This window comes from Streptomyces diastatochromogenes, from assembly GCF_002242805.1.
Lineage (GTDB): Bacteria > Actinomycetota > Actinomycetes > Streptomycetales > Streptomycetaceae > Streptomyces > Streptomyces diastatochromogenes.
Genome location: NZ_MCGQ01000014.1, coordinates 81,890 through 99,449, shown reverse-complemented (window position 1 = coordinate 99,449; position 17,560 = coordinate 81,890). Strand labels below are relative to the sequence as shown.

Sequence of the window (17,560 nt, the reverse complement as noted above, 5' to 3'; positions counted from 1 at the left end):
ACTCGCGATTCAGTAACCCTCACCCGGGAGACCCCATGACCGCCCCCCTGATGTCGCTCGTCTGGACCGACCACATCACCGGCCGCCGGGGTTTCCTCGTCGTGGACCGGCTGGTGCGGGGCGTGGCCAGCGGCGGGCTGCGGATGCGGCCCGGCTGCACCCTGGAGGAGGTCACCGGACTCGCCCGGGGCATGACGATGAAGGAGGCCCTGCACTACGACCCCGAGAGCCGTTACGTCCCGCTCGGCGGAGCCAAGGGCGGCATCGACTGCGATCCGCGGGACCCCGGGGCGTACGGGCTGCTCGTGCGCTACCTGCGGGCCATGCGGCCGTACATCGAGAGCTTCTGGACCACCGGGGAGGATCTGGGCCTCACCCAGGACCTGGTGGACCGCGCGGCGGCGGAGGCGGGCCTGGTCTCCTCCGTGCAGGCCGTGTTCCCGCTGCTGGACGACGAGACGGCGGCCCGGGGGCGGCTCGCGGACGCCTTCGCGGTCGAGGTGGACGGCATCGGCCTGGACGAGCTGGCGGGCGGCTGCGGGGTCGCCGAGTCGGTGCTGGCCGCCCTGGACCGGGCGTCGGTGCCGTACCGGGGCACCCGGGTGGCCGTGCAGGGCCTGGGCACGATGGGCGGGGCCACGGCCCGCTTCCTCGCGCGCGCGGGCCTCAGGGTGGTGGCCGTGGCCGACGTCAAGGGGACGATCGCCAACCCGGCGGGCCTCGATGTGGAGGCGCTGCTGGCCGCGCGGGACGCGTACGGCACGGTCGACCGCTCCGTGCTGCGCCCCGGCGACCGTGAACTGCCCGGCGACGCGTGGCTGTCCGCGGACGCGGAGGTGCTGGTGCCCGCGGCGGTGTCCTACGCGATCGGTACCGCCGAGCAGGAGCGGATCACCGCCCGCTGGATCGTCGAGGCGGCCAACATGCCCGTCCTGCCCGAGGCGGAGGCGCTGCTGACCGCGCGCGGGGTGACCGTGCTGCCGGACGTGGTGGTCAACTCGTCCACCAACGCCTGGTGGTGGTGGACCCTGTTCGGCGACATCGGTCCGGACGCCGACGAGGCGTTCGCGCACATCCGCCGCTCGATGCGTGCCCTGGTCGACCTGATGCTCACGCGCGCGGAGGCCGACGGTACGACCCCGCGCGCCGCCGCCCACGCCCTGGTGACCGACCGCCTGCCGGTGATCGCGGAGCGCTTCGGGTGGTACCGCTGACCCCGGCCGGGCGCCCCTCGGCCCACGGCACGCGAAGTGGCCGAAGGAGCCAGGGCCTTTCGGCACGGCTCTGAGCGACGGATTAGGGTGACCGCGTGGCGAGAGTGCGGTTGAGCGTGGCGGAGCGGCGGGAGGAGTTGCTGCGGGCCGCCATCGAGCAGATCGAGGTGCGGGGCGTGGCGGCGGTGAGGATCGCCGACGTGGCCTCCGCGCTCGGGGTGAGCAACGCGCTGGTGCTGTATCACTTCTCGACCAAGGAGAAGCTGGTCGCCGCCGCCTTCGCCTACGCGGCCGAGGACGACCTCGCGCATCTGCGGGGGCTGCTGGGCCGGCGGACCTCCGCGCTGCGCCGGCTGCGGGCCGCCGTGCGCTGGTACGCGCCCACGGGCCAGGCCAAGGGCTGGCGGCTGTGGATCGAGGGCTGGGCGGTGTCGCTGCGCGAACCCACCCTCCGCCAGGTCACCCGCGACCTGGACCAGCAGTGGAAGGCGGCGATCACCGAGGTCATCGCGGAGGGCGTGGCGGCGGGCGAGTTCGAGTGCGCCGACCCGCCCGGAGCGGCCCTACGACTCACCGCACTCCTCGACGGCCTCGCCGTACAGCTCACGTCGTACCCGGGCGCGATACCACGTTCCCGCGCGCAGCAGTGGGCGGACGAGGCCCTGGGCCGGGAACTCGGGCTGGGCCTGGAGGCGCTGACCAAACCGGAACGGTAGACGGCCCGGCTGGGACGCCCCTGTGCCCGACCTCGCTCCTCGACGGCCTCGCAATACAGCTCATGTCATACCTGGGCGCAGCACCGCGCTCCAGGGCGCCACAGTGGGCGGACGACGCCCTGGCCCGGGAACTCGGGCTACGCCTGGAGACGTTGACCAAGCCGGAACGGTAGACCGTCCGGCCGGGACAAGGCGGGAGCGGTAAGGGTGCGGCCGGGGCAGTCGTACGTCCGTGCCCCGCACCGTCGCGCTCGTGGTGCGGGGCACGGACCGTGGCCGTCACGCCACCGACGCGATCCGCATCTTGATGTCGTCCGGCGACAGGGTGCCCTTCGCCGTCACATGGTCCCCGGAGGACTCGCCGCGCAGCCGGCGGCCGATCCACGGGACCAGGTACTCACGGGCCCAGTGGACGTCGTCGCGACGGATCTCCAGGGTGCCCCGGGGCGGGAGCGCCGGCCAGGGCTGCTCCGGGTCGGCCGGGACCTGCAGGCCGAGGGCCTGGCCGGCGCGCAGCGCCACGCGCGTGTGGCCCTCGGGTGAGAGGTGGAGCCGGTCGTCGTCCCACGCCCTGCGGTCCTGGACGGACTTCAGGGACCACAGGTCGAGCACGGGACAGCCGTACCGGTCGGCGATGGCGCGGACGTGCCCGTTGTAGGTGGCGATCTTGCCGCGCAGATGCTTGAGGAGGGGGACGCCACGGGTGTCGAAGCCGGTCGTCACCAGCACCGTGCCCACGGCCTCGGTGAGCTGGACCACCGCCCGCTCGAAGCGCTCGGCGACCTCGTCCGGGTCGGTGCCGGGCCGGATGATGTCGTTGCCGCCCGCGCAGAAGGAGATGAGGTCCGGGGCCAGTTCGACGGCCTTCGGGAGCTGGTCCGCCACGATCTGGTCGAGCAGCTTTCCCCGCACGGCCAGATTGGTGTACGCGAAGTCGCCCTCGGGGCGCCGGTCCGCGAGCAGTACCGCGAACCGGTCGGCCCAGCCCACGAACGCCCCGTCGGGGCCGGGGTCGCCCACGCCCTCGGTGAAGCTGTCCCCCACCGCCACGTACGACCCGATCACTGATCTGTTGTCATTCTTCGAATCGTCTGCCACGTCGGACCATGATTCACCTTCGGATGTGACCTACGCGACCGTAGGCCGGGGTTGACGAACGGTGAGATGAGACACCCTTAAATAGTTTGCCAATCCAGGAATAGCGCGCCGGTCAGGCGCGTTGACCGTGCGATCGCCACACCCGGAAGCCGCTGACCCGGAAATGGCTCCACACGGTCCGGAAGGCGAAGTGTCCGCCGGTGTACGGCTCCGGGTCCGTGTAGTCGAAGACGAGCCGCCCGTTGTTCCACCACTGGACGAGCGAGCCGTCCGACACGATCCGCACATGGTTGGGCCGGCCGGGGACCAGCAGGGGCTCGGTGTAGTCGTGGACGAGCGGGCGGACGCCGGGCTCGCCGACGTAGCGGCGCAGCCGGGTCGTGGTGTTGGAGTTGGCGCCGAAGCCGACGTAGTAGGTCGTGAGGTAGTCGTACTCGGCGAGCGCGCCGCCCCGGCGAGTGGCGAACAGGTCGTCCGGAGAACGGACGTCGGTGGCGTTCCAGAAGTTGTTCAGGTCGGAGACCCGGTCGTTGGCGCCGCCCGCCGAGACCGCGGTGGCGGTGTACTCGAGGACGTACGGCCCGTCGAACCGCTGCCGGAACCAGACCGTGGCGCCGCTCGGCACGTCGATGTCCAGGACGCCGTCCGCGGCGGTGACGCTGCCGCCGTCCTGGAGTTCGGTGACCCACTGGCCGAGACCGTGCCGGAAGTCGTCATGGGCGAGGAGGCGGCGGTGGCGGGGTGCGGCGTGGGCGGCGGGTGCGGGGGCGAGGGCGGTGAGGGCGGCCGAGGCCGCGAGGGCCGCGAAGGTGCGGCGGGTGGTCGTCACGTCGGGTGGCTCCTTCACAGACGGGAAGCGGAGACAGAAAACGGAGACAGAAAGCGCTTGCATCCCACGCAGGCCACTGTGTCCGCCCCCCACCTCTCCTGTCGACACCCTGGGCGCGGCCGCCACACGACCGCAATGCGATGGGCGGCACGAGTGGACACACCGAAGGCCGGACCCCGGGATCAGGGTCCGGCCTTCGGCGGCGTGTCAGGCAGGCGGTTCTCTAGATGTGGGCCCCTGGGAACGGGAGCCTCAGACGGCGACCCCGTGCGTGCGGAGGTAGCCGACGGGGTCGATGTCCGAGCCGTAGTTCGGCGTGGTGCGGATCTCGAAGTGCAGGTGCGGGCCGGTCACGTTGCCGGTCGCGCCGGAGAGGCCGATCTGCTGGCCCGCGGTCACGGTCTGCCCGGCCGAGACGGAGAGTTGCGAGAGGTGGCCGTACTGGGCGTAGTAGCCGTCGTTCAGCTTGATGACGACCTGGTTGCCGTACGCGCCGCCCCACCCGGCGGAGACGACGGTGCCGGCGGCGACGGCCTTGAGCGAGGTGCCGGTCGGCACGACGAAGTCGACGCCGGTGTGGTAGCCGCTGGACCACATGCTGCCGGCCACGTGGTAGCCGGTGCCGATGGTGGCGCCGGTGACCGGGAGGGTGTAGCCGGTGGAGGGGGTGGTGGCGGCACCGGAGGTGTCGGCGGCCTGGGACTGGGGCGCCCGCGCGGGGGCGGGGGCGGAGGGCTCGGTGTGCGTCTGGGCGGCCTGCCCGCCGAGCGACAGCTTCAGACCGGGGTGGATCAGCGAGGGGTCCTGGCCGACAGCCTGCCGGTTGTCGTCGTAGAGCCGCTGCCAGCCGCCGCTGACGTGCTGGTCGTCGGCGATCTTCGCGAGCCAGTCACCGGACTGCACCGTGTAGGTGCGCACGCCCGAATTCTGCTGTGCGGCCGCCTTCTTCGCGGCCGTCTTCACCACGGACGGAAGGGACTGCACGGCCTTTCCGGAAACGGACTGCGCGGTGGCGGCGTGCGCTCCGGTGGCCCCGAAGAGCGGCAGGGCCAGCGCGGCGCCACCGGTTCCGGCGACGGCGATCGAGCGGGTGAAACGCGGGGCCTTGGGACGGCGGTGCTTACCCTTCGCGGGCATGGCGCATTCCTCTCCGGCGCCTGCGGGGTGAGCTGTCGGGTTCGGGCTGGAGCTGCCCGGCCGCACGGTGCGCGGCTACACCCCCAGCCTGTCGCGGAGACCGGGACAGGCAGTCGTACCTGGCGGGTCCCCCGCTCCTGCCGAACACGGGTGAAGTGTGCGGGGACTCCGGGCGGCGGCAGGATTCGGCGTTCCGTCCGGATTGGTGGCGAACGTAAGCGAGCAAGACGCACCCGGACAAGCAGCTGGTTCCCGACGTCAGGGTTCCAAATGATCCAATTCGGGAATTCACGGTCACCCTCCGTGAATTCCCCAATCCCTCCCCTTTTCAATTCCCTTTGCCGCTATCGGAATTACGTGGACATGACGCGCGACGCACGGTCACGAATATGACGCTCCTCACGCCCCGACGCCCCACGCCCCCTCATTCCAGAGCGAGTTGGAATGAAGGCTGCAATTCGGACAGAAATCTCAGATGCGGCACAGCCGGAGAACCGTCGCATCCAGGTCACCCTTCAACCCGGTGCGCAGTCCGTGGTGCAGCAGGACCGCCCCTCGGTGCACTTCGCCCGTTTCGCGGCATTCGTACGACGCCGTCGGGTCGAGTCCTCGCAGCCGCAGCGCCGGGACCGGCTCGCCGTAGTGCTGCGCCTGCAGGCAGGCGAGGACCACGGTCTCGTCCCCGAGGACGTACTGGACGGCGCTCAGGCCGCCCGCCGGGGGCCGCAGCCGGTACTGGTCGCCGCGCTGGACGACCGGGCGGATCTCCTTGTACAGCTCCACCCACCGATGGGCTTCGGCCAGCTCCTCCCCGGTCCACTCGGTGAGGTCGCCGCCGACGCCGAGCACCCCGGCCATCGAGCTGACGAAGCGGAACCGCAGCGAGCTCTCCCGCCCGTTGAGCTGGGTGTTCGGGCTGTCGGTGACCCAGGCGGCCATGACCCGCGCGGGGTGGATCTGGCTGAAGCCGTGCTGGATGGCGAGCCGGTCGAGCGGGTCGGTGTTGTCGGAGGTCCACACCTGGTCGGTGCGGCTCATCACGCCCAGGTCGATCCTCCCGCCACCGCCCGAGCAGGACTCGAAGGCGACCGAGGGATGGGCGGCGCGCAGCCGGTCCAGCAGGGCGTACAGGGCGCGGACGTGGTCGACCCACAGGCGCTGCGGATACGGCTCCCCGGGCCAGCCGGCGTCGGTGAAGCAGCGGTTGAAGTCCCACTTCACGTAGTCGATCGGGGCGCTGGACAGAAGGGTGTCCAGCTGCTCCCAGAGGTACTCCTGGACATCCTCGCGGGCGAGGTTGAGGACGAGCTGGTTGCGTAGTTCCGTCCGCTTCCGTCCCGGTTGGTACTGCACCCAGTCGGGGTGGGCGCGGTAGAGGTCGCTGTCGGGGTTGACCATCTCGGGCTCGACCCAGATGCCGAACTGCATGCCGAGGCCGTGCACCTGGTCGGCGAGGGGCTTGAGGCCGTGCGGGAAGCGGTCGGGGTTGGGCGTCCAGTCACCGAGGCCGGCCCGGTCGCTGGTGCGGGCACCGAACCAGCCGTCGTCCACCACGAACAGCTCCACGCCGATGTCGGCGGCCCGCCGGGCGAGGGCGGCCTGCTGCTCCTCGGAGATGTCGAAGTTGGTCGCCTCCCAGGAGTTGAACAGCACCGGCCGGTCCCGGTCCGCGTCCGGGATGACGTACGCCCGCTGGTAGGCGTGCCAGGTGCGGCTGGCCCCGCCGAAGCCGCCGTCGCTCCACAGGCCCGCGAAGACGGGGGTGGTGTACGACTCGCCCGGCTGGAGCAGCAGCAGGCCCGAGTCGTCGTAGCCGGCGCCACCGGTGATCTGCACGCGCGCGTCCGGGAGTTGGGCGACGGCGATCCGCCAGGAGCCGGACCAGCCGAGCGCGCAGCCGTAGACCTCGCCGCGCTCCTCGGTCGCGTCGGTGTCCAGCGCGACCCAGGGCAGGTGCTGGTGGCCGGTGTGGCCGCGGCGGCTGCCGATGATCTTCTCGCCGTAGGTGAGCGGTGCGGTGGCGAGCAGGGACTCGGCGGCCCAGCGGCCGTGCAGCTGGGACAGCCGCCAGCCCTCGCGGTCGGGCAGGGTCCAGGTGGCGGCGTCGGCGCGCAGCAGCTCCACGCGCGCGTGCCCGCCGTTCGCCACGGTCACCCAGCGCTCCAGGACATCCCCGCGCATCCGGTAGTGGAGGGTGACGGCGAGCCCGTCGTCGTCGAAGGTCAGCCGCAGCTCGTCACCCTCGGACTGGTGGGACACGAAGCGCCACTCGGTGCCGCGCCGCTCCTCGGTGCGCACGGACAGGGCCGGGCGGACGAAGCGGGGGCCGCCCTCGACGGGGTACTCCTCGCGGCCGTCGAGCGGGGACTCGAAGGGCCAGTAGGCGGGCAGCGGACTCAGCGCCAGGGCCTCCGCGTCGGCGAGCGCGATCCGTGGTCCCCAATGGAGGTGCAGCAGTTCGTCCGCCTCGGTGAGATGCAGCGCATAGCTGCTTGCGGGCCCCGACAGGAGCCACGTACGACCGTTTTCGGCGATGTCCACCATCGAGACCTCACAGGTGCCAACAGATCCGCTCAAGTGCGAACATCATTAGGCCCCGCAGCCCCTGGTGGCAACGCCTGTGGACAACTCATTGCCCGAGGTAATCGATGTCGTATCGTCGACGGAGTGCCCGTCGACGAGCCGCGCCGGCGGGGCTGACCGGGAGGAGCCCCCGTGACGCAGCAGGTCCCCTCGACCGAGCCCGAGCTGGCCGGAGTGCGTAATTTCCGTGACGTGGGCGGGCTTCCGACCGTGGACGGACGGCGGGTGCGCCCCGGAGTGCTGTTCCGCAGCGGCCATCTCGCGCACGCGACCGAGGACGACGCGGCCTTCCTCGCGTCCCTGGGCCTGCACACGATCTTCGACTTCCGCAACGCGGCCGACCAGAGGCTGGAGGGCCCGGACGTCGCCCTGCCCGGCGTGCGGAACGTGAACCTGCCGCTGAGCGACCCGGCGGACGGCGCCGAGTTCTGGAAGATGGTCCGCGACGGCGACCTCGACCAGCTGCGCGGCATCCTCGCGGACGGCAAGGCGGCGGCCCGGATGGTCGCCTCCTACCGGACGATCGTCAAGGAGCGCACCGCCGAGCACTCCCGGGTGCTGCACTCGATCGCCGAGGACAGCGTGCCCGCGCTGATGCACTGCGCGGCGGGCAAGGACCGCGCGGGCATCTCCATAGCCGTCACGCTCCTCGCCGTGGGCGTGGAGCGCGAGGCCGTCATCGCCGACTACCTGGAGTCCAACGCCAAGCACCGGCGCTACAAGGTCCGTCGCAACGGCAGTGCGGACACCGCGTACACACCCGAGGTGATGGAGCTGCTCAGCCCGCTCTTCGACGCGCGCGCCGAGTATCTTCAGGCGGCCTTCGCGAGCATCGAGGAGACGTGGGGCGGCGTCGACACCTACTTCGAGCAGGGCCTGGGGCTCACCCCCGCGACCCGGGAGCGGCTGCGGGAGCGCCTGCTGGACTGACGGCGGTCAGCCCTTGCCGCCCAGCTCGAACAGCAGGTAGAGGAACGCGGCGAACACGTGGCCCACGGCGATGTAGATGATCAGCCGGATCCACAGGGCGCGAGGGAACCTCTCCTCGAAGTTGCTCATGACAGCTCTCCAGTCAGCGGGCCCAGGCACAGCGTGGCCGTGGGGCTCTGCAGCAGGGTGTGAAGGAACAGCAGCTCCACGCCGTCGTGGTCCTCGGCGGCGAGGCGGTGCGGGGTGAGCGAGTCGAAGTGCGCGCTGTCGCCGGGCGCGAGCAGATGCGTGGTGTCGCCGAGGCGCAGCCTGAGCCGCCCCTTGAGGACGTGGAGCCACTCTTCGCCGGGGTGGACGCGCACGATGTCGCCCTGGGTGCCGTACGGCACCCGGACGCGCAGGGCCTGCATGGCGCGTCCTGGGGCTCCGGCCTGGAAGTAGGTCCAGCCGCCCGCGTGGGTCGGCTCCATGTCGGCGGCGCGCACGACGGCGTCCCGGTCGGCGACCGTCTCGCCGAGCAGCTCCGAGACGGTCGTACCGTAGATACGGGCGAGTGCGAGCAGCATCGGCAGCGAAGGCTGACGCTGCCCGGTCTCCAGCCGGGACAGGTGGGCCGGCGAGAGCCCGGCGGACCGGGCCGCGGCCTCCAGGGTGAGGCCGCTGCGTCGGCGCAGGTCACGCAGCTGCGGCGCCACGGCGGACAGGTCGTCGCCGTGGCCCGCCGGTGGCGCGGCTTCTGAGGCGTTCATGCCTCCATTGAGCCGAACCTTTGCCTCTGGGGCAAGTTTTTTGCCTCAGAGGCAAAAGATCAGCGGTTGGCCACCGCCTGCTTGATCAGCGTCTTGCCGAAGTCCCACATCAGACCGCCGCCGCTGTGCGCGTCGTCCATCACCGCCGTGAAGGCGTCCACGAACCGGTCCACGTCGGCCTCGTTCAGGACCAGCGGCGGGATGAGCTTGATGACCTCCAGGTGGTCGCCGGAGACCTGGGTGAGGATCCGGTGCCGTTGCAGCAGCGGTACGACCACCATCTGGGCGAACAGGCCCTTGCGCGCGGCCTGCAGCATGGTCCAGCGGCTGCGCAGCTTCAGCGAGCTGGGCCTGCCGAACTCGATGCCGATCATCAGGCCCCGGCCGCGGACGTCGGCGAGCAGCTCGTACTTGTCGATCAGCGCGGCGAGCCGGGACTTCAGCAGCCCGCCCGTCGTCCGCACCCCGGCGACGATCTGCTCGTTCTCCATCACCGACAGCACGGCGAGGCCGGCCGCCATCGCCTGCGCGTTGGACCCGAAGCTCGCCGAGTGGACCAGGACACGGTCCATGGACGAGTAGACCTTCTTGAAGATCCAGTCCTTGCCCAGGGTGGCGCCGACCGGGACATAGCCGCCGGAGAGCGCCTTGGCCACGCACACCAGGTCCGGTTCGACGCCGTCCTCGTACTGGTAGGCGTAGAAGTCGCCGGTGCGGCCGAGGCCGGTCTGCACCTCGTCGGCGATGAGCAGCGCCTTGTGCCGGTGCAGCAGCTCCTGCGCGGCGCGCAGATAGCCGGGCGGGGCCTCGAGCACGCCCTTGCCCTGGATCGGCTCCACGATCAGGGCGGCGACATCGCCCTTCTTCAGCTCCCGGGCGAGGGCGTCCAGGTCCCCGAGGGGTACGGCGGTGTCGGGCAGCAGCGGGGCGAAGCCGTCGCGGAAGCCGTCCTCGCCGTTGACCGACAGGGAGCCGGTGGTCAGGCCGTGGAAGGCGTGGTCGCAGTAGAGGACGCGCGGCCTGCCGGTGGCGTACCGGGCGAACTTCAGGGCGGTCTCGACCGCTTCGGTGCCGCTGTTGCCGAAGAACACCCGGTCCAGGTGCGGGCTGTGGGTGAGCAGCCGCTCGGCGAGCAGGCCGGGCAGCGGCTGGCAGTCGAAGCGGGTGAGGTCGGCGAGGTTGAGGTCCAGGACGTCGTGCAGCGCCTTGCGGACGACCGGGTGGTGGCGGCCGAGGCCCATCACCCCGAACCCGGCGAGCATGTCCAGGTAGTCGTTGCCGTCCGCGTCGTAGAAGTGGGCGCCCTCGGCGCGCTCGTAGACCTTGTCGAAGCCGATGGTGTGCAGCATGCGCGGGAGCTGCGGGTTCAGGTACTTGGTGTGCAGCTCGTAGCGCTCGGCTCCGCGGTCGGCGAGGAGGGCGCCGAGGTCGAACTCCTTGGTCATTCAGCTTTCTCCTTGACTGAGCCCCCCGCGTCCCTGACGGCGAAATCCGTGTCCTCGACGGCGAAACCCTTGTCCCCCGCTGCCAGGCTCGCGCCGATCCGTCCCGCGATCTCGACCGGCGTGAGGCCGATGTCGGCCAGCACCTCGCCGCGCTTGGCGTGCGCGAGGAACTGCTCCGGGATGCCGAACCGTCGTACCGGCACGTCCACGTCGGCGTCGCCGAGGGCGAGTGCCACGGCCGAACCGACCCCGGCGGCCCGGCTGTTGTCCTCCACGACGGCCACCAGCCGGTGTGCGGCGGCCAGCCCCGGCAGCGCCGGGTCGACGGGCTTGACCCAACGGGGGTCCACGACCGTGCAGGTGATGCCCCGGGCCGCCAGCAGCTCGGCGGCCTGGAGGCACACCGGCGCCATCACGCCGACGGCCACCAGCAGCACCTCGGGGTCTTCGCCGCGGTGCAGGACGTCCATGCCGCCGACGTGGTCGATCGCCGGGATCTCGGGGCCGACCGACTCCTTCGGGAAGCGGACCAGGGTGGGCGCGTCGTCCACGGCGACGGCCTCCCGCAGTTGGGCGCGCAACTGGTCGGCGTCGCGTGGGGCGGCGATCCTGAGGCCCGGGACGACCTGGAGGACCGACATGTCCCACATGCCGTTGTGGGACGCCCCGTCGACACCGGTGACGCCGGCCCGGTCCAGCACGAAGGTCACCCCGCACCGGTGCAGGGCGACGTCCATCAGCAGCTGGTCGAAGGCGCGGTTGAGGAAGGTGGCGTAGACGGCGACGACCGGGTGCAGTCCGCCGGTGGCGAGGCCCGCCGCGGAGACGGCCGCGTGCTGCTCGGCGATGCCCACGTCCCACACCCGGTCGGGGAAGCGCTCGGCGAACGGGCCGAGGCCCACCGGGTGCAGCATGGCCGCCGTGATCGCCACGACGTCCTCCCGCTCCTCGCCGATCCGGACGATCTCGTCGCCGAACACCGAGGTCCAGGAGGGGCCGTTGGACGGCACGAGCGGTGCGCAGGTGAGCGGGTCCATCACGCCGACGGTGTGGAAGTGGTCCTCCTCGTGGGCGAGGGCGGGTTCGTAGCCACGGCCCTTCTCCGTGAGGCAGTGGACCAGGACCGGCCCGTGGAAGCGTTTGGCCCGGCGCAGCGCCGACTCGACGGCCTTGATGTCGTGGCCGTCGATCGGACCGACGTACTTCAGGCCCAGGTCCTCGAACATGCCCTGCGGAGCGAAGGCGTCCTTGAAGCCCTTCTTCGCGCCGTGCAGGGACTCGTAGAGGGTGTGACCGACGACCGGGGTGCGCAGCAGGACGTCCTTGCCCCAGGCGAGGACCTTCTCGTAGCCGTCGGTGGTGCGCAGGGTGGCCAGGTGGTTGGCCAGGCCACCGATGGTCGGGGCGTACGACCGCTCGTTGTCGTTGACGACGATGATCAGCGGCCGGTCCTTGGCGGCCGCGATGTTGTTCAGCGCCTCCCAGGCCATGCCGCCGGTCAGCGCGCCATCGCCGATGACCGCGACCACATGGCCCTTCTCCCCCTGCACCTGGTTGGCCTTGGCGAGGCCGTCGGCCCAGCCGAGCGCGGTGGAGGCGTGGCTGTTCTCGATGACGTCGTGCTCGGACTCCTCGCGCGAGGGATAGCCGGACAGGCCCCCCTTGCCGCGCAGCTTGGAGAAGTCCTGACGCCCGGTCAGCAGCTTGTGGACATAGCTCTGGTGACCGGTGTCCCACAGGATGCGGTCGACCGGCGACTCGAAGACCCGGTGGAGCGCGATGGAGAGTTCCACCACCCCCAGATTGGGCCCGAGGTGACCGCCGGTTCTCGCCACCGCGTGCACCAGGAACTCACGGATCTCCTCGGACAGTTCACCGAGCTCCGCCTCGGACAGCGCCTTCAGGTCGCGTGGTCCCCTGATGCTCTCCAGAATCGTCACGCTGGGCCCCCTCTCGGTCCGTGCCGTGCTTTAACCCCAACTCACTTCATCTGCTCTGCGAGCTTCATGGCCTCCTCGATGAGGGTCTCCACGATCCGGGACTCGGGGACGGTCTTGACGACCTCGCCCTTGACGAAGATCTGGCCCTTGCCGTTGCCCGAGGCAACCCCGAGATCGGCCTCGCGGGCCTCACCCGGTCCGTTGACGACACAGCCCATCACCGCGACCCGCAGGGGCACGTCCATCCCGTCGAGCCCCGCCGTGACCTCGTCGGCCAGCTTGTACACATCGACCTGGGCCCGCCCGCAGGACGGGCAGGAGACGATCTCCAGGCGCCGCTGCCGCAGCCCCAGGGACTCCAGGATCTGGATGCCGACCTTGACCTCCTCGGCGGGCGGGGCGCTCAGCGAGACCCGGATGGTGTCGCCGATCCCCCGCGACAGCAGCGCCCCGAAGGCGACCGCCGACTTGATCGTGCCCTGGAAGGCGGGGCCGGCCTCGGTGACGCCCAGGTGCAGCGGGTAGTCGCAACTCTCGGCGAGTTGCCGGTACGCCTCGATCATCACGACCGGGTCGTTGTGCTTGACCGAGATCTTGAGGTCGCGGAAATCGTGCTCCTCGAAGAGCGACGCCTCCCACAGCGCGCTCTCGACCAGCGCCTCCGGGGTGGCCTTTCCGTACTTCTGCAGCAGCCGCCGGTCCAGCGAGCCGGCGTTGACGCCGATCCGGACCGGGGTGCCGTGGTCCCTCGCGGCCCGCGCGATCTCCTTCACCTGGTCGTCGAACTTCTTGATGTTGCCCGGGTTCACCCGGACCGCCGCGCAGCCCGCCTCGATCGCCGCGAACACGTACTTCGGCTGGAAGTGGATGTCCGCGATCACCGGGATCTGCGACTTGCGGGCGATGGTCGCGAGAGCGTCCGCGTCGTCCTGCGTGGGGCAGGCGACGCGGACGATCTGGCAGCCGGACGCGGTGAGTTCGGCTATCTGCTGCAGGGTGGCGCCGATGTCGGACGTACGGGTCGTCGTCATCGACTGCACCGACACCGGGGCTCCGCCCCCGACCGCCACCGGCCCGACGTGGATCTGCCGCGACACGCGCCGCGGTGCGACCGGCCGGGCCGGTACCTCGGGGACTCCCAAGGGGACGGCGGTCATGGCGTCACTCCCGGTTTCCGGAGACGGTCTCGCGCATGGCCCGCAGCGACTCCTTCAGGGAGCCCATGGTGGCGAGGACGGCGGTCGGCTCGTAGCCGCAGTGCGCCATGCAGTTGGCGCAGCGCGGGTCCTTGCCGCGGCCGTACTTGTCCCAGTCGGTCTTCTCGATGAGTTCGCGGTACGTCGGCACGTACCCGTCGCTCATCAGGTAGCAGGGGCGCTGCCAGCCGAAGAGCGAGTAGTTCGGGATCGCCCACGCCGTGCACGGGAAGTCGACCTTGCCCTCCAGGAAGTCCAGGAAGAGCGGGGAGTGGTTGAGCCGCCACTTCTTGCGGTTGCCGCCCGCGAAGGCCTTCTTGAACAGCTCGCGGGTCTGCTCGACGCCGAGGAAGTGCTCCTGGTCGGGTGCCTTCTCGTAGGCGTAGGCGGGCGAGATCATCATCTCGTCCACCTGCAGGTCGTCATTGAGGAAGTTGAGCACCTCGATGATGGTCTGCGGGGTGTCGGTGTTGAAGAAGGTGGAGTTGGTGGTCACCCGGAAGCCACGCCGCTTGGCCTCCTTGATGGCCTCCACCGCCTCGTCGAACACACCCTCCTTCGCCACGGACTCGTCGTGCCGCTCGCGCAGCCCGTCGATGTGCACCGCGAAGGCGAAGTAGGGCGAGGGCGTGAACTTGTCCATCTTCTTGCGCATCAGCAGGGCGTTGGTGCAGAGGAAGACGTACTTCCGCCTGGCCACCAACTGGCGGACGATCTCGTCGATCTGAGGGTGCATCAGCGGCTCGCCACCGGCGATGGACACCATCGGCGCACCGGACTCCAGCACCGCGCCCACGGCCTGGGCCACCGGCATGCGCTGCTTGAGCACACCCGCCGGGTGCTGGATCTTGCCGCAGCCCTCGCACTTGAGGTTGCAGGCGAAGAGCGGTTCCAGTTCGACGATGAGCGGAAACTTGTCCCGCCTGCGGATCTTCTGTTCAGCCAGGTAAGTAGCGACCTTGATGGACTGACGCAGCGGCATGGCCATCTGGCTCACCTCCGGGGGAGCAACAAAGAACGGTGCCATTCGAAAAAAGCAGGAAGGACGGTACGAAGAACGCGGAAGGCTGATATTCCACCGCGCACCGTGCCGATCCGGACGAGTTCATGTTCTGGAGCGTCCACGACCACCCGTACGGCCGCAACCGGGCGCTCACCCGCGCGGACGGCGCTCAGGAGCGTGGCCGCGGACTCCATGTCGACGGCGATCGCGCCGGTCGCGAGCAGGTCGGACCGCTCATGGCCGCGCACGACATGGTCGGAGCCGGTGACCGGCCCCGTGTGGACGGTGCGCCCGGGCAGGATGCGCACGAGTTCCTTGACGAGCAGGTCGGTGCCCACGCACGGGACGGTCCCGTGCGGGTCCCGGGTCTCCTCGGCGACGACCAGGTCGCCGGGGTGCATGCCGGGTGCGAGCCCGGCGCAGAAGCCGGTGGCCAGGACGGCCGCGTCGGCCAGCGCCGGCTCCGCGAGGAGCCGGTTGACGGAGCGTTCCGCCGCCTTGGGGCCCATGCCCGTACGGACGACGGAGAACGGCCCGCCCGCACCGCCGCGGTCGCCGGTGCGCAGGGCGAGGTGCTCGATGCCGAGCGCGCAGGCGATCAGCAACGGGGCCGGGGCGGGCTGGGCGCTCATTCAGCCCCCCTTGACCTCGGAGAGCGGCTTCCTGACCTCGGTGAGCGGCTTGGTCCTGGCGAGCAACTGCCGCTCGAAGGGGTCGCCGTGCAGATACCGGCCGAGCGCGGTGAGCGGGAAGACCTGCCGGTAGAGGTGGTAGTTGATGGAGAAGTCCCACGGGAAGCCGGTGCCGGTGAAGTACGGCTCGTCCCAGGAACCGTCCTCCCGCTGGGTCTCGGCCAGCCACCGGACGCCGCGCTCGACGGCCTTGGAGTCCTGCTCCCCCGCCGCGAGCAGGGCCATCAGCGCCCACGCGGTCTGCGAGGCGGTGGAGGCGCCGCGACCGCTCCACTCCTTGACGTACTTGTAGGAGCGCAGGTCCTCGCCCCAGCCGCCGTCGTCGTTCTGGACGTTCTCCAGCCAGGTCACCGCCCGCCGGATCGCCGGGTGGGAGCCGGGCAGCCCGGCCGCGGTCAGGGCGGGCACCACCGAGCCGGTGCCGTAGACGTAGTTGACGCCCCAGCGCCCGAACCACGAGCCGTCCGGCTCCTGTTCGGCGAGCAGCCACTCGATGCCGCGCCGGGTGCGCGGGTCGTGGGCGAGGCCCTCGGCGGCGAGCATCTCGACCACGTGCGCGGTGACGTCCGCCGAGGGCGGGTCGATGACCTCGCCGAAGTCGCAGAACGGCAGCCGGTTCGGGAACGGGCTGGTGTTGTCGACGTCGAAGGCGCCCCACGCGCCGTTCTTCGACTGCATCCCGAGGTTCCAGCGCACCGCGCGCCCGATCGCCCCGTCCACCCGGTCCGGGTCGTGGTGCCGGACCCGGCGCAGCGCGAGCGCGACCTCGGCGGTGTCGTCGATGTCCGGGTAGTTGTCGTTGTGGAACTCGAACGCCCAGCCGCCGGGCGGCAGTCCGGGCCGCTTCACGGCCCAGTCGCCGGGCCGGACGATCTCCTCGCCGAGCATCCAGTCGGCGGCCTTGACCAGTTGCGGGTGGTCGACGGGCAGACCGGCGTCGACCAGGGCGATGGCAGCGAGGCAGGTGTCCCACACCGGGGACTGGCAGGCCTCGATCATCCGAGCGCCGTCCTCGCGCCACACGGCGAAACGGTCCAGCGACGCGAGGCCCTCGCGCATCACCGGGTGCTGGAGGTCGTAGCCGAGCAGGTGCAGGGCGATGATCGAGTACACGGCGGGGGGCTGGATGCCGCCCCAGCAGCCGTCGTTCTCCTGGCGCTCGATGATCCAGCGGGCCGCCGCGTTCATCGCGGCCTTGCGCAGCCGGCGCGGGGCGACCTTGCGCAGCTGGTGCAGCACCTTGTCCAGGCGCTGGAAGGCGCCGTCCCAACTCGCCACCGGGGCGAGCGGCTTGGCCGGGTTGGGGTCGGCCGGGTCGGTGTGCAGCTCGTCCAGCGGGAAGGGCGCGGGGCGGACCGGGCGCTTGGCCGAGACGACGGTCAGCGGCACGACGGTCTGCCGGGCCCAGCAGCCGAAGTCGTAGATGTTGAGCGGCATCCAGCTGGGGAAGTAGATCAGCTCCGGCGGGAGTTCGGGCAGGTCCTCCCACTTCCACCAGCCGAACAGGGCCAGCCAGATCCGGGTGAACACGCGGGCGGCGGCGATGCCGCCGCGCTCACGGATCCAGGCGGAGGCCTTGGCCATGTGCGGGGTGTCGGGTGCGTCGCCGGCCAGGCGGAGGGCGACGTACGCCTCGATGGTGGCGGAGAGTTCGCCGGGTCCGCCGTAGAAGGTGGCCCAGGTGCCGTCCTCGCGCTGCTCGCCGCGGATGAACAGGGCGGCGGCCCGGGTCGTCGCCTCGTCGCGGATCCCCAGGAACTGACGGAGCAGCAGGTCCTCGGCGTCCATCGTGACGTTCGTCTCGAGGTCGCCCTTCCACCAGCCCTGGGCGTCCTGCCGTGCCAGCAGGAAGTCGGTGGCGCGCCGTGCGGCGCGTTCGGCGGCTTCTTGTACCCCGGCCGCCGCGGGGGTGGTGATGTCGGTTTCGCTGGCCGCGGCAGCGCGGGGCGGGATGGTCGCCCCGGTGCTTCCGTCGGTCGTCGCTGTCATGGCTTCCCCTTCGTGCAGTCGTACGAGTCGTGCTGCTGT

At 71.0% G+C, this 17,560-nt stretch carries 15 protein-coding genes and 1 riboswitch; of the genes, 3 read left to right on the top strand and 12 right to left on the bottom strand.

The features are described from left to right. Nucleotides 1–35 precede the first annotated feature (35 nt). Complete coding sequence (locus tag BEK98_RS17740; RefSeq protein ID WP_094217529.1) at nucleotides 36–1,214, top strand: glutamate dehydrogenase; 1,179 nt, start codon at nucleotides 36–38, stop codon at nucleotides 1,212–1,214. A 95-nt stretch (nucleotides 1,215–1,309) separates the two neighbouring features. Further along, complete coding sequence (locus tag BEK98_RS17735) at nucleotides 1,310–1,930, top strand: TetR/AcrR family transcriptional regulator (protein WP_208643134.1); 621 nt, start codon at nucleotides 1,310–1,312, stop codon at nucleotides 1,928–1,930. A gap of 279 nt (nucleotides 1,931–2,209) precedes the next feature. Here the strand turns inward: BEK98_RS17735 and BEK98_RS17725 are convergent, their stop codons facing one another. The 4 genes from BEK98_RS17725 to BEK98_RS17710 all read right to left on the bottom strand — a co-directional run bounded on the left by BEK98_RS17725 (nucleotide 2,210) and on the right by BEK98_RS17710 (nucleotide 7,538). Then, entirely contained in the window at nucleotides 2,210–2,995 is a 786-nt protein-coding gene (locus BEK98_RS17725) for an SGNH/GDSL hydrolase family protein (protein WP_094217527.1), read from the bottom strand. Between the two features lie 145 nt (nucleotides 2,996–3,140). After that, nucleotides 3,141–3,857 carry a DUF6250 domain-containing protein gene (locus BEK98_RS17720; RefSeq protein WP_094217526.1) on the bottom strand — a complete coding sequence of 239 codons (717 nt, stop codon included), beginning with the start codon at nucleotides 3,855–3,857 and terminating at the stop codon, nucleotides 3,141–3,143. A gap of 252 nt (nucleotides 3,858–4,109) precedes the next feature. Continuing rightward, nucleotides 4,110–4,994, bottom strand: coding sequence for a M23 family metallopeptidase (locus BEK98_RS17715; protein ID WP_094217525.1), 885 nt, complete (start codon nucleotides 4,992–4,994; stop codon nucleotides 4,110–4,112). Between the two features lie 4 nt (nucleotides 4,995–4,998). Continuing rightward, nucleotides 4,999–5,162: riboswitch (cyclic di-AMP (ydaO/yuaA leader) on the bottom strand. A gap of 303 nt (nucleotides 5,163–5,465) precedes the next feature. Further along, the gene (locus BEK98_RS17710; RefSeq protein WP_094217524.1) at nucleotides 5,466–7,538 is read right to left on the bottom strand and encodes an alpha-galactosidase; all 2,073 of its coding nucleotides are present in this window, start codon (nucleotides 7,536–7,538) and stop codon (nucleotides 5,466–5,468) included. Between the two features lie 171 nt (nucleotides 7,539–7,709). Here BEK98_RS17710 and BEK98_RS17705 point away from each other — a divergent pair, with 171 nt between their 5' ends. Next, nucleotides 7,710–8,507, top strand: coding sequence for a tyrosine-protein phosphatase (locus tag BEK98_RS17705; RefSeq protein ID WP_094217523.1), 798 nt, complete (start codon nucleotides 7,710–7,712; stop codon nucleotides 8,505–8,507). Nucleotides 8,508–8,513: 6 nt separating this feature from the next. Here the strand turns inward: BEK98_RS17705 and BEK98_RS17700 are convergent, their stop codons facing one another. The 8 genes from BEK98_RS17700 to shc are packed head-to-tail and all read right to left on the bottom strand — an operon-like array spanning nucleotide 8,514 to nucleotide 17,521. Then, entirely contained in the window at nucleotides 8,514–8,636 is a 123-nt protein-coding gene (locus tag BEK98_RS17700) for a DUF6126 family protein (protein WP_094217522.1), read from the bottom strand. Continuing rightward, the gene (locus BEK98_RS17695) at nucleotides 8,633–9,256 is read right to left on the bottom strand and encodes a helix-turn-helix domain-containing protein (protein WP_094217521.1); all 624 of its coding nucleotides are present in this window, start codon (nucleotides 9,254–9,256) and stop codon (nucleotides 8,633–8,635) included. The genes BEK98_RS17700 and BEK98_RS17695 overlap by 4 nt, the downstream gene beginning before the upstream one ends. 59 nt (nucleotides 9,257–9,315) lie before the next feature. Then, on the bottom strand, nucleotides 9,316–10,701 hold the full coding sequence (locus tag BEK98_RS17690) for an aspartate aminotransferase family protein (protein WP_094217520.1): 1,386 nt from the start codon (nucleotides 10,699–10,701) through the stop codon (nucleotides 9,316–9,318). Further along, nucleotides 10,698–12,641 carry a 1-deoxy-D-xylulose-5-phosphate synthase gene (gene dxs / locus BEK98_RS17685; RefSeq protein ID WP_094217519.1) on the bottom strand — a complete coding sequence of 648 codons (1,944 nt, stop codon included), beginning with the start codon at nucleotides 12,639–12,641 and terminating at the stop codon, nucleotides 10,698–10,700. Before dxs ends, BEK98_RS17690 begins: the two co-directional genes overlap by 4 nt. 41 nt (nucleotides 12,642–12,682) lie before the next feature. Next, nucleotides 12,683–13,798 carry a flavodoxin-dependent (E)-4-hydroxy-3-methylbut-2-enyl-diphosphate synthase gene (gene ispG, locus BEK98_RS17680; RefSeq protein WP_094217518.1) on the bottom strand — a complete coding sequence of 372 codons (1,116 nt, stop codon included), beginning with the start codon at nucleotides 13,796–13,798 and terminating at the stop codon, nucleotides 12,683–12,685. A 4-nt stretch (nucleotides 13,799–13,802) separates the two neighbouring features. After that, nucleotides 13,803–14,825 carry an adenosyl-hopene transferase HpnH gene (hpnH, locus tag BEK98_RS17675; RefSeq protein WP_094217517.1) on the bottom strand — a complete coding sequence of 341 codons (1,023 nt, stop codon included), beginning with the start codon at nucleotides 14,823–14,825 and terminating at the stop codon, nucleotides 13,803–13,805. A 5-nt stretch (nucleotides 14,826–14,830) separates the two neighbouring features. Next, entirely contained in the window at nucleotides 14,831–15,472 is a 642-nt protein-coding gene (locus BEK98_RS17670; RefSeq protein WP_094217516.1) for a phosphorylase family protein, read from the bottom strand. Then, nucleotides 15,473–17,521, bottom strand: a complete 2,049-nt coding sequence (shc, locus tag BEK98_RS17665) for a squalene--hopene cyclase (protein WP_094217515.1) — start codon at nucleotides 17,519–17,521, stop codon at nucleotides 15,473–15,475. Nucleotides 17,522–17,560 lie beyond the last annotated feature (39 nt).

Bases quoted from the DNA above. Each gene is read 5' to 3' on its own strand.
- BEK98_RS17715 (WP_094217525.1), bottom strand. From the start codon at position 4,994: ATGCCCGCGAAGGGTAAGCACCGCCGTCCCAAGGCCCCGCGTTTCACC.
- BEK98_RS17740 (WP_094217529.1), top strand. From the start codon at position 36: ATGACCGCCCCCCTGATGTCGCTCGTCTGGACCGACCACATCACCGGC.
- BEK98_RS17670 (WP_094217516.1), bottom strand. From the start codon at position 15,472: ATGAGCGCCCAGCCCGCCCCGGCCCCGTTGCTGATCGCCTGCGCGCTC.
- BEK98_RS17700 (WP_094217522.1), bottom strand. From the start codon at position 8,636: ATGAGCAACTTCGAGGAGAGGTTCCCTCGCGCCCTGTGGATCCGGCTG.
- ispG (WP_094217518.1), bottom strand. From the start codon at position 13,798: ATGACCGCCGTCCCCTTGGGAGTCCCCGAGGTACCGGCCCGGCCGGTC.
- BEK98_RS17690 (WP_094217520.1), bottom strand. From the start codon at position 10,701: ATGACCAAGGAGTTCGACCTCGGCGCCCTCCTCGCCGACCGCGGAGCC.
- hpnH (WP_094217517.1), bottom strand. From the start codon at position 14,825: ATGGCCATGCCGCTGCGTCAGTCCATCAAGGTCGCTACTTACCTGGCT.
- shc (WP_094217515.1), bottom strand. From the start codon at position 17,521: ATGACAGCGACGACCGACGGAAGCACCGGGGCGACCATCCCGCCCCGC.
- BEK98_RS17695 (WP_094217521.1), bottom strand. From the start codon at position 9,256: ATGAACGCCTCAGAAGCCGCGCCACCGGCGGGCCACGGCGACGACCTG.
- BEK98_RS17710 (WP_094217524.1), bottom strand. From the start codon at position 7,538: ATGGTGGACATCGCCGAAAACGGTCGTACGTGGCTCCTGTCGGGGCCC.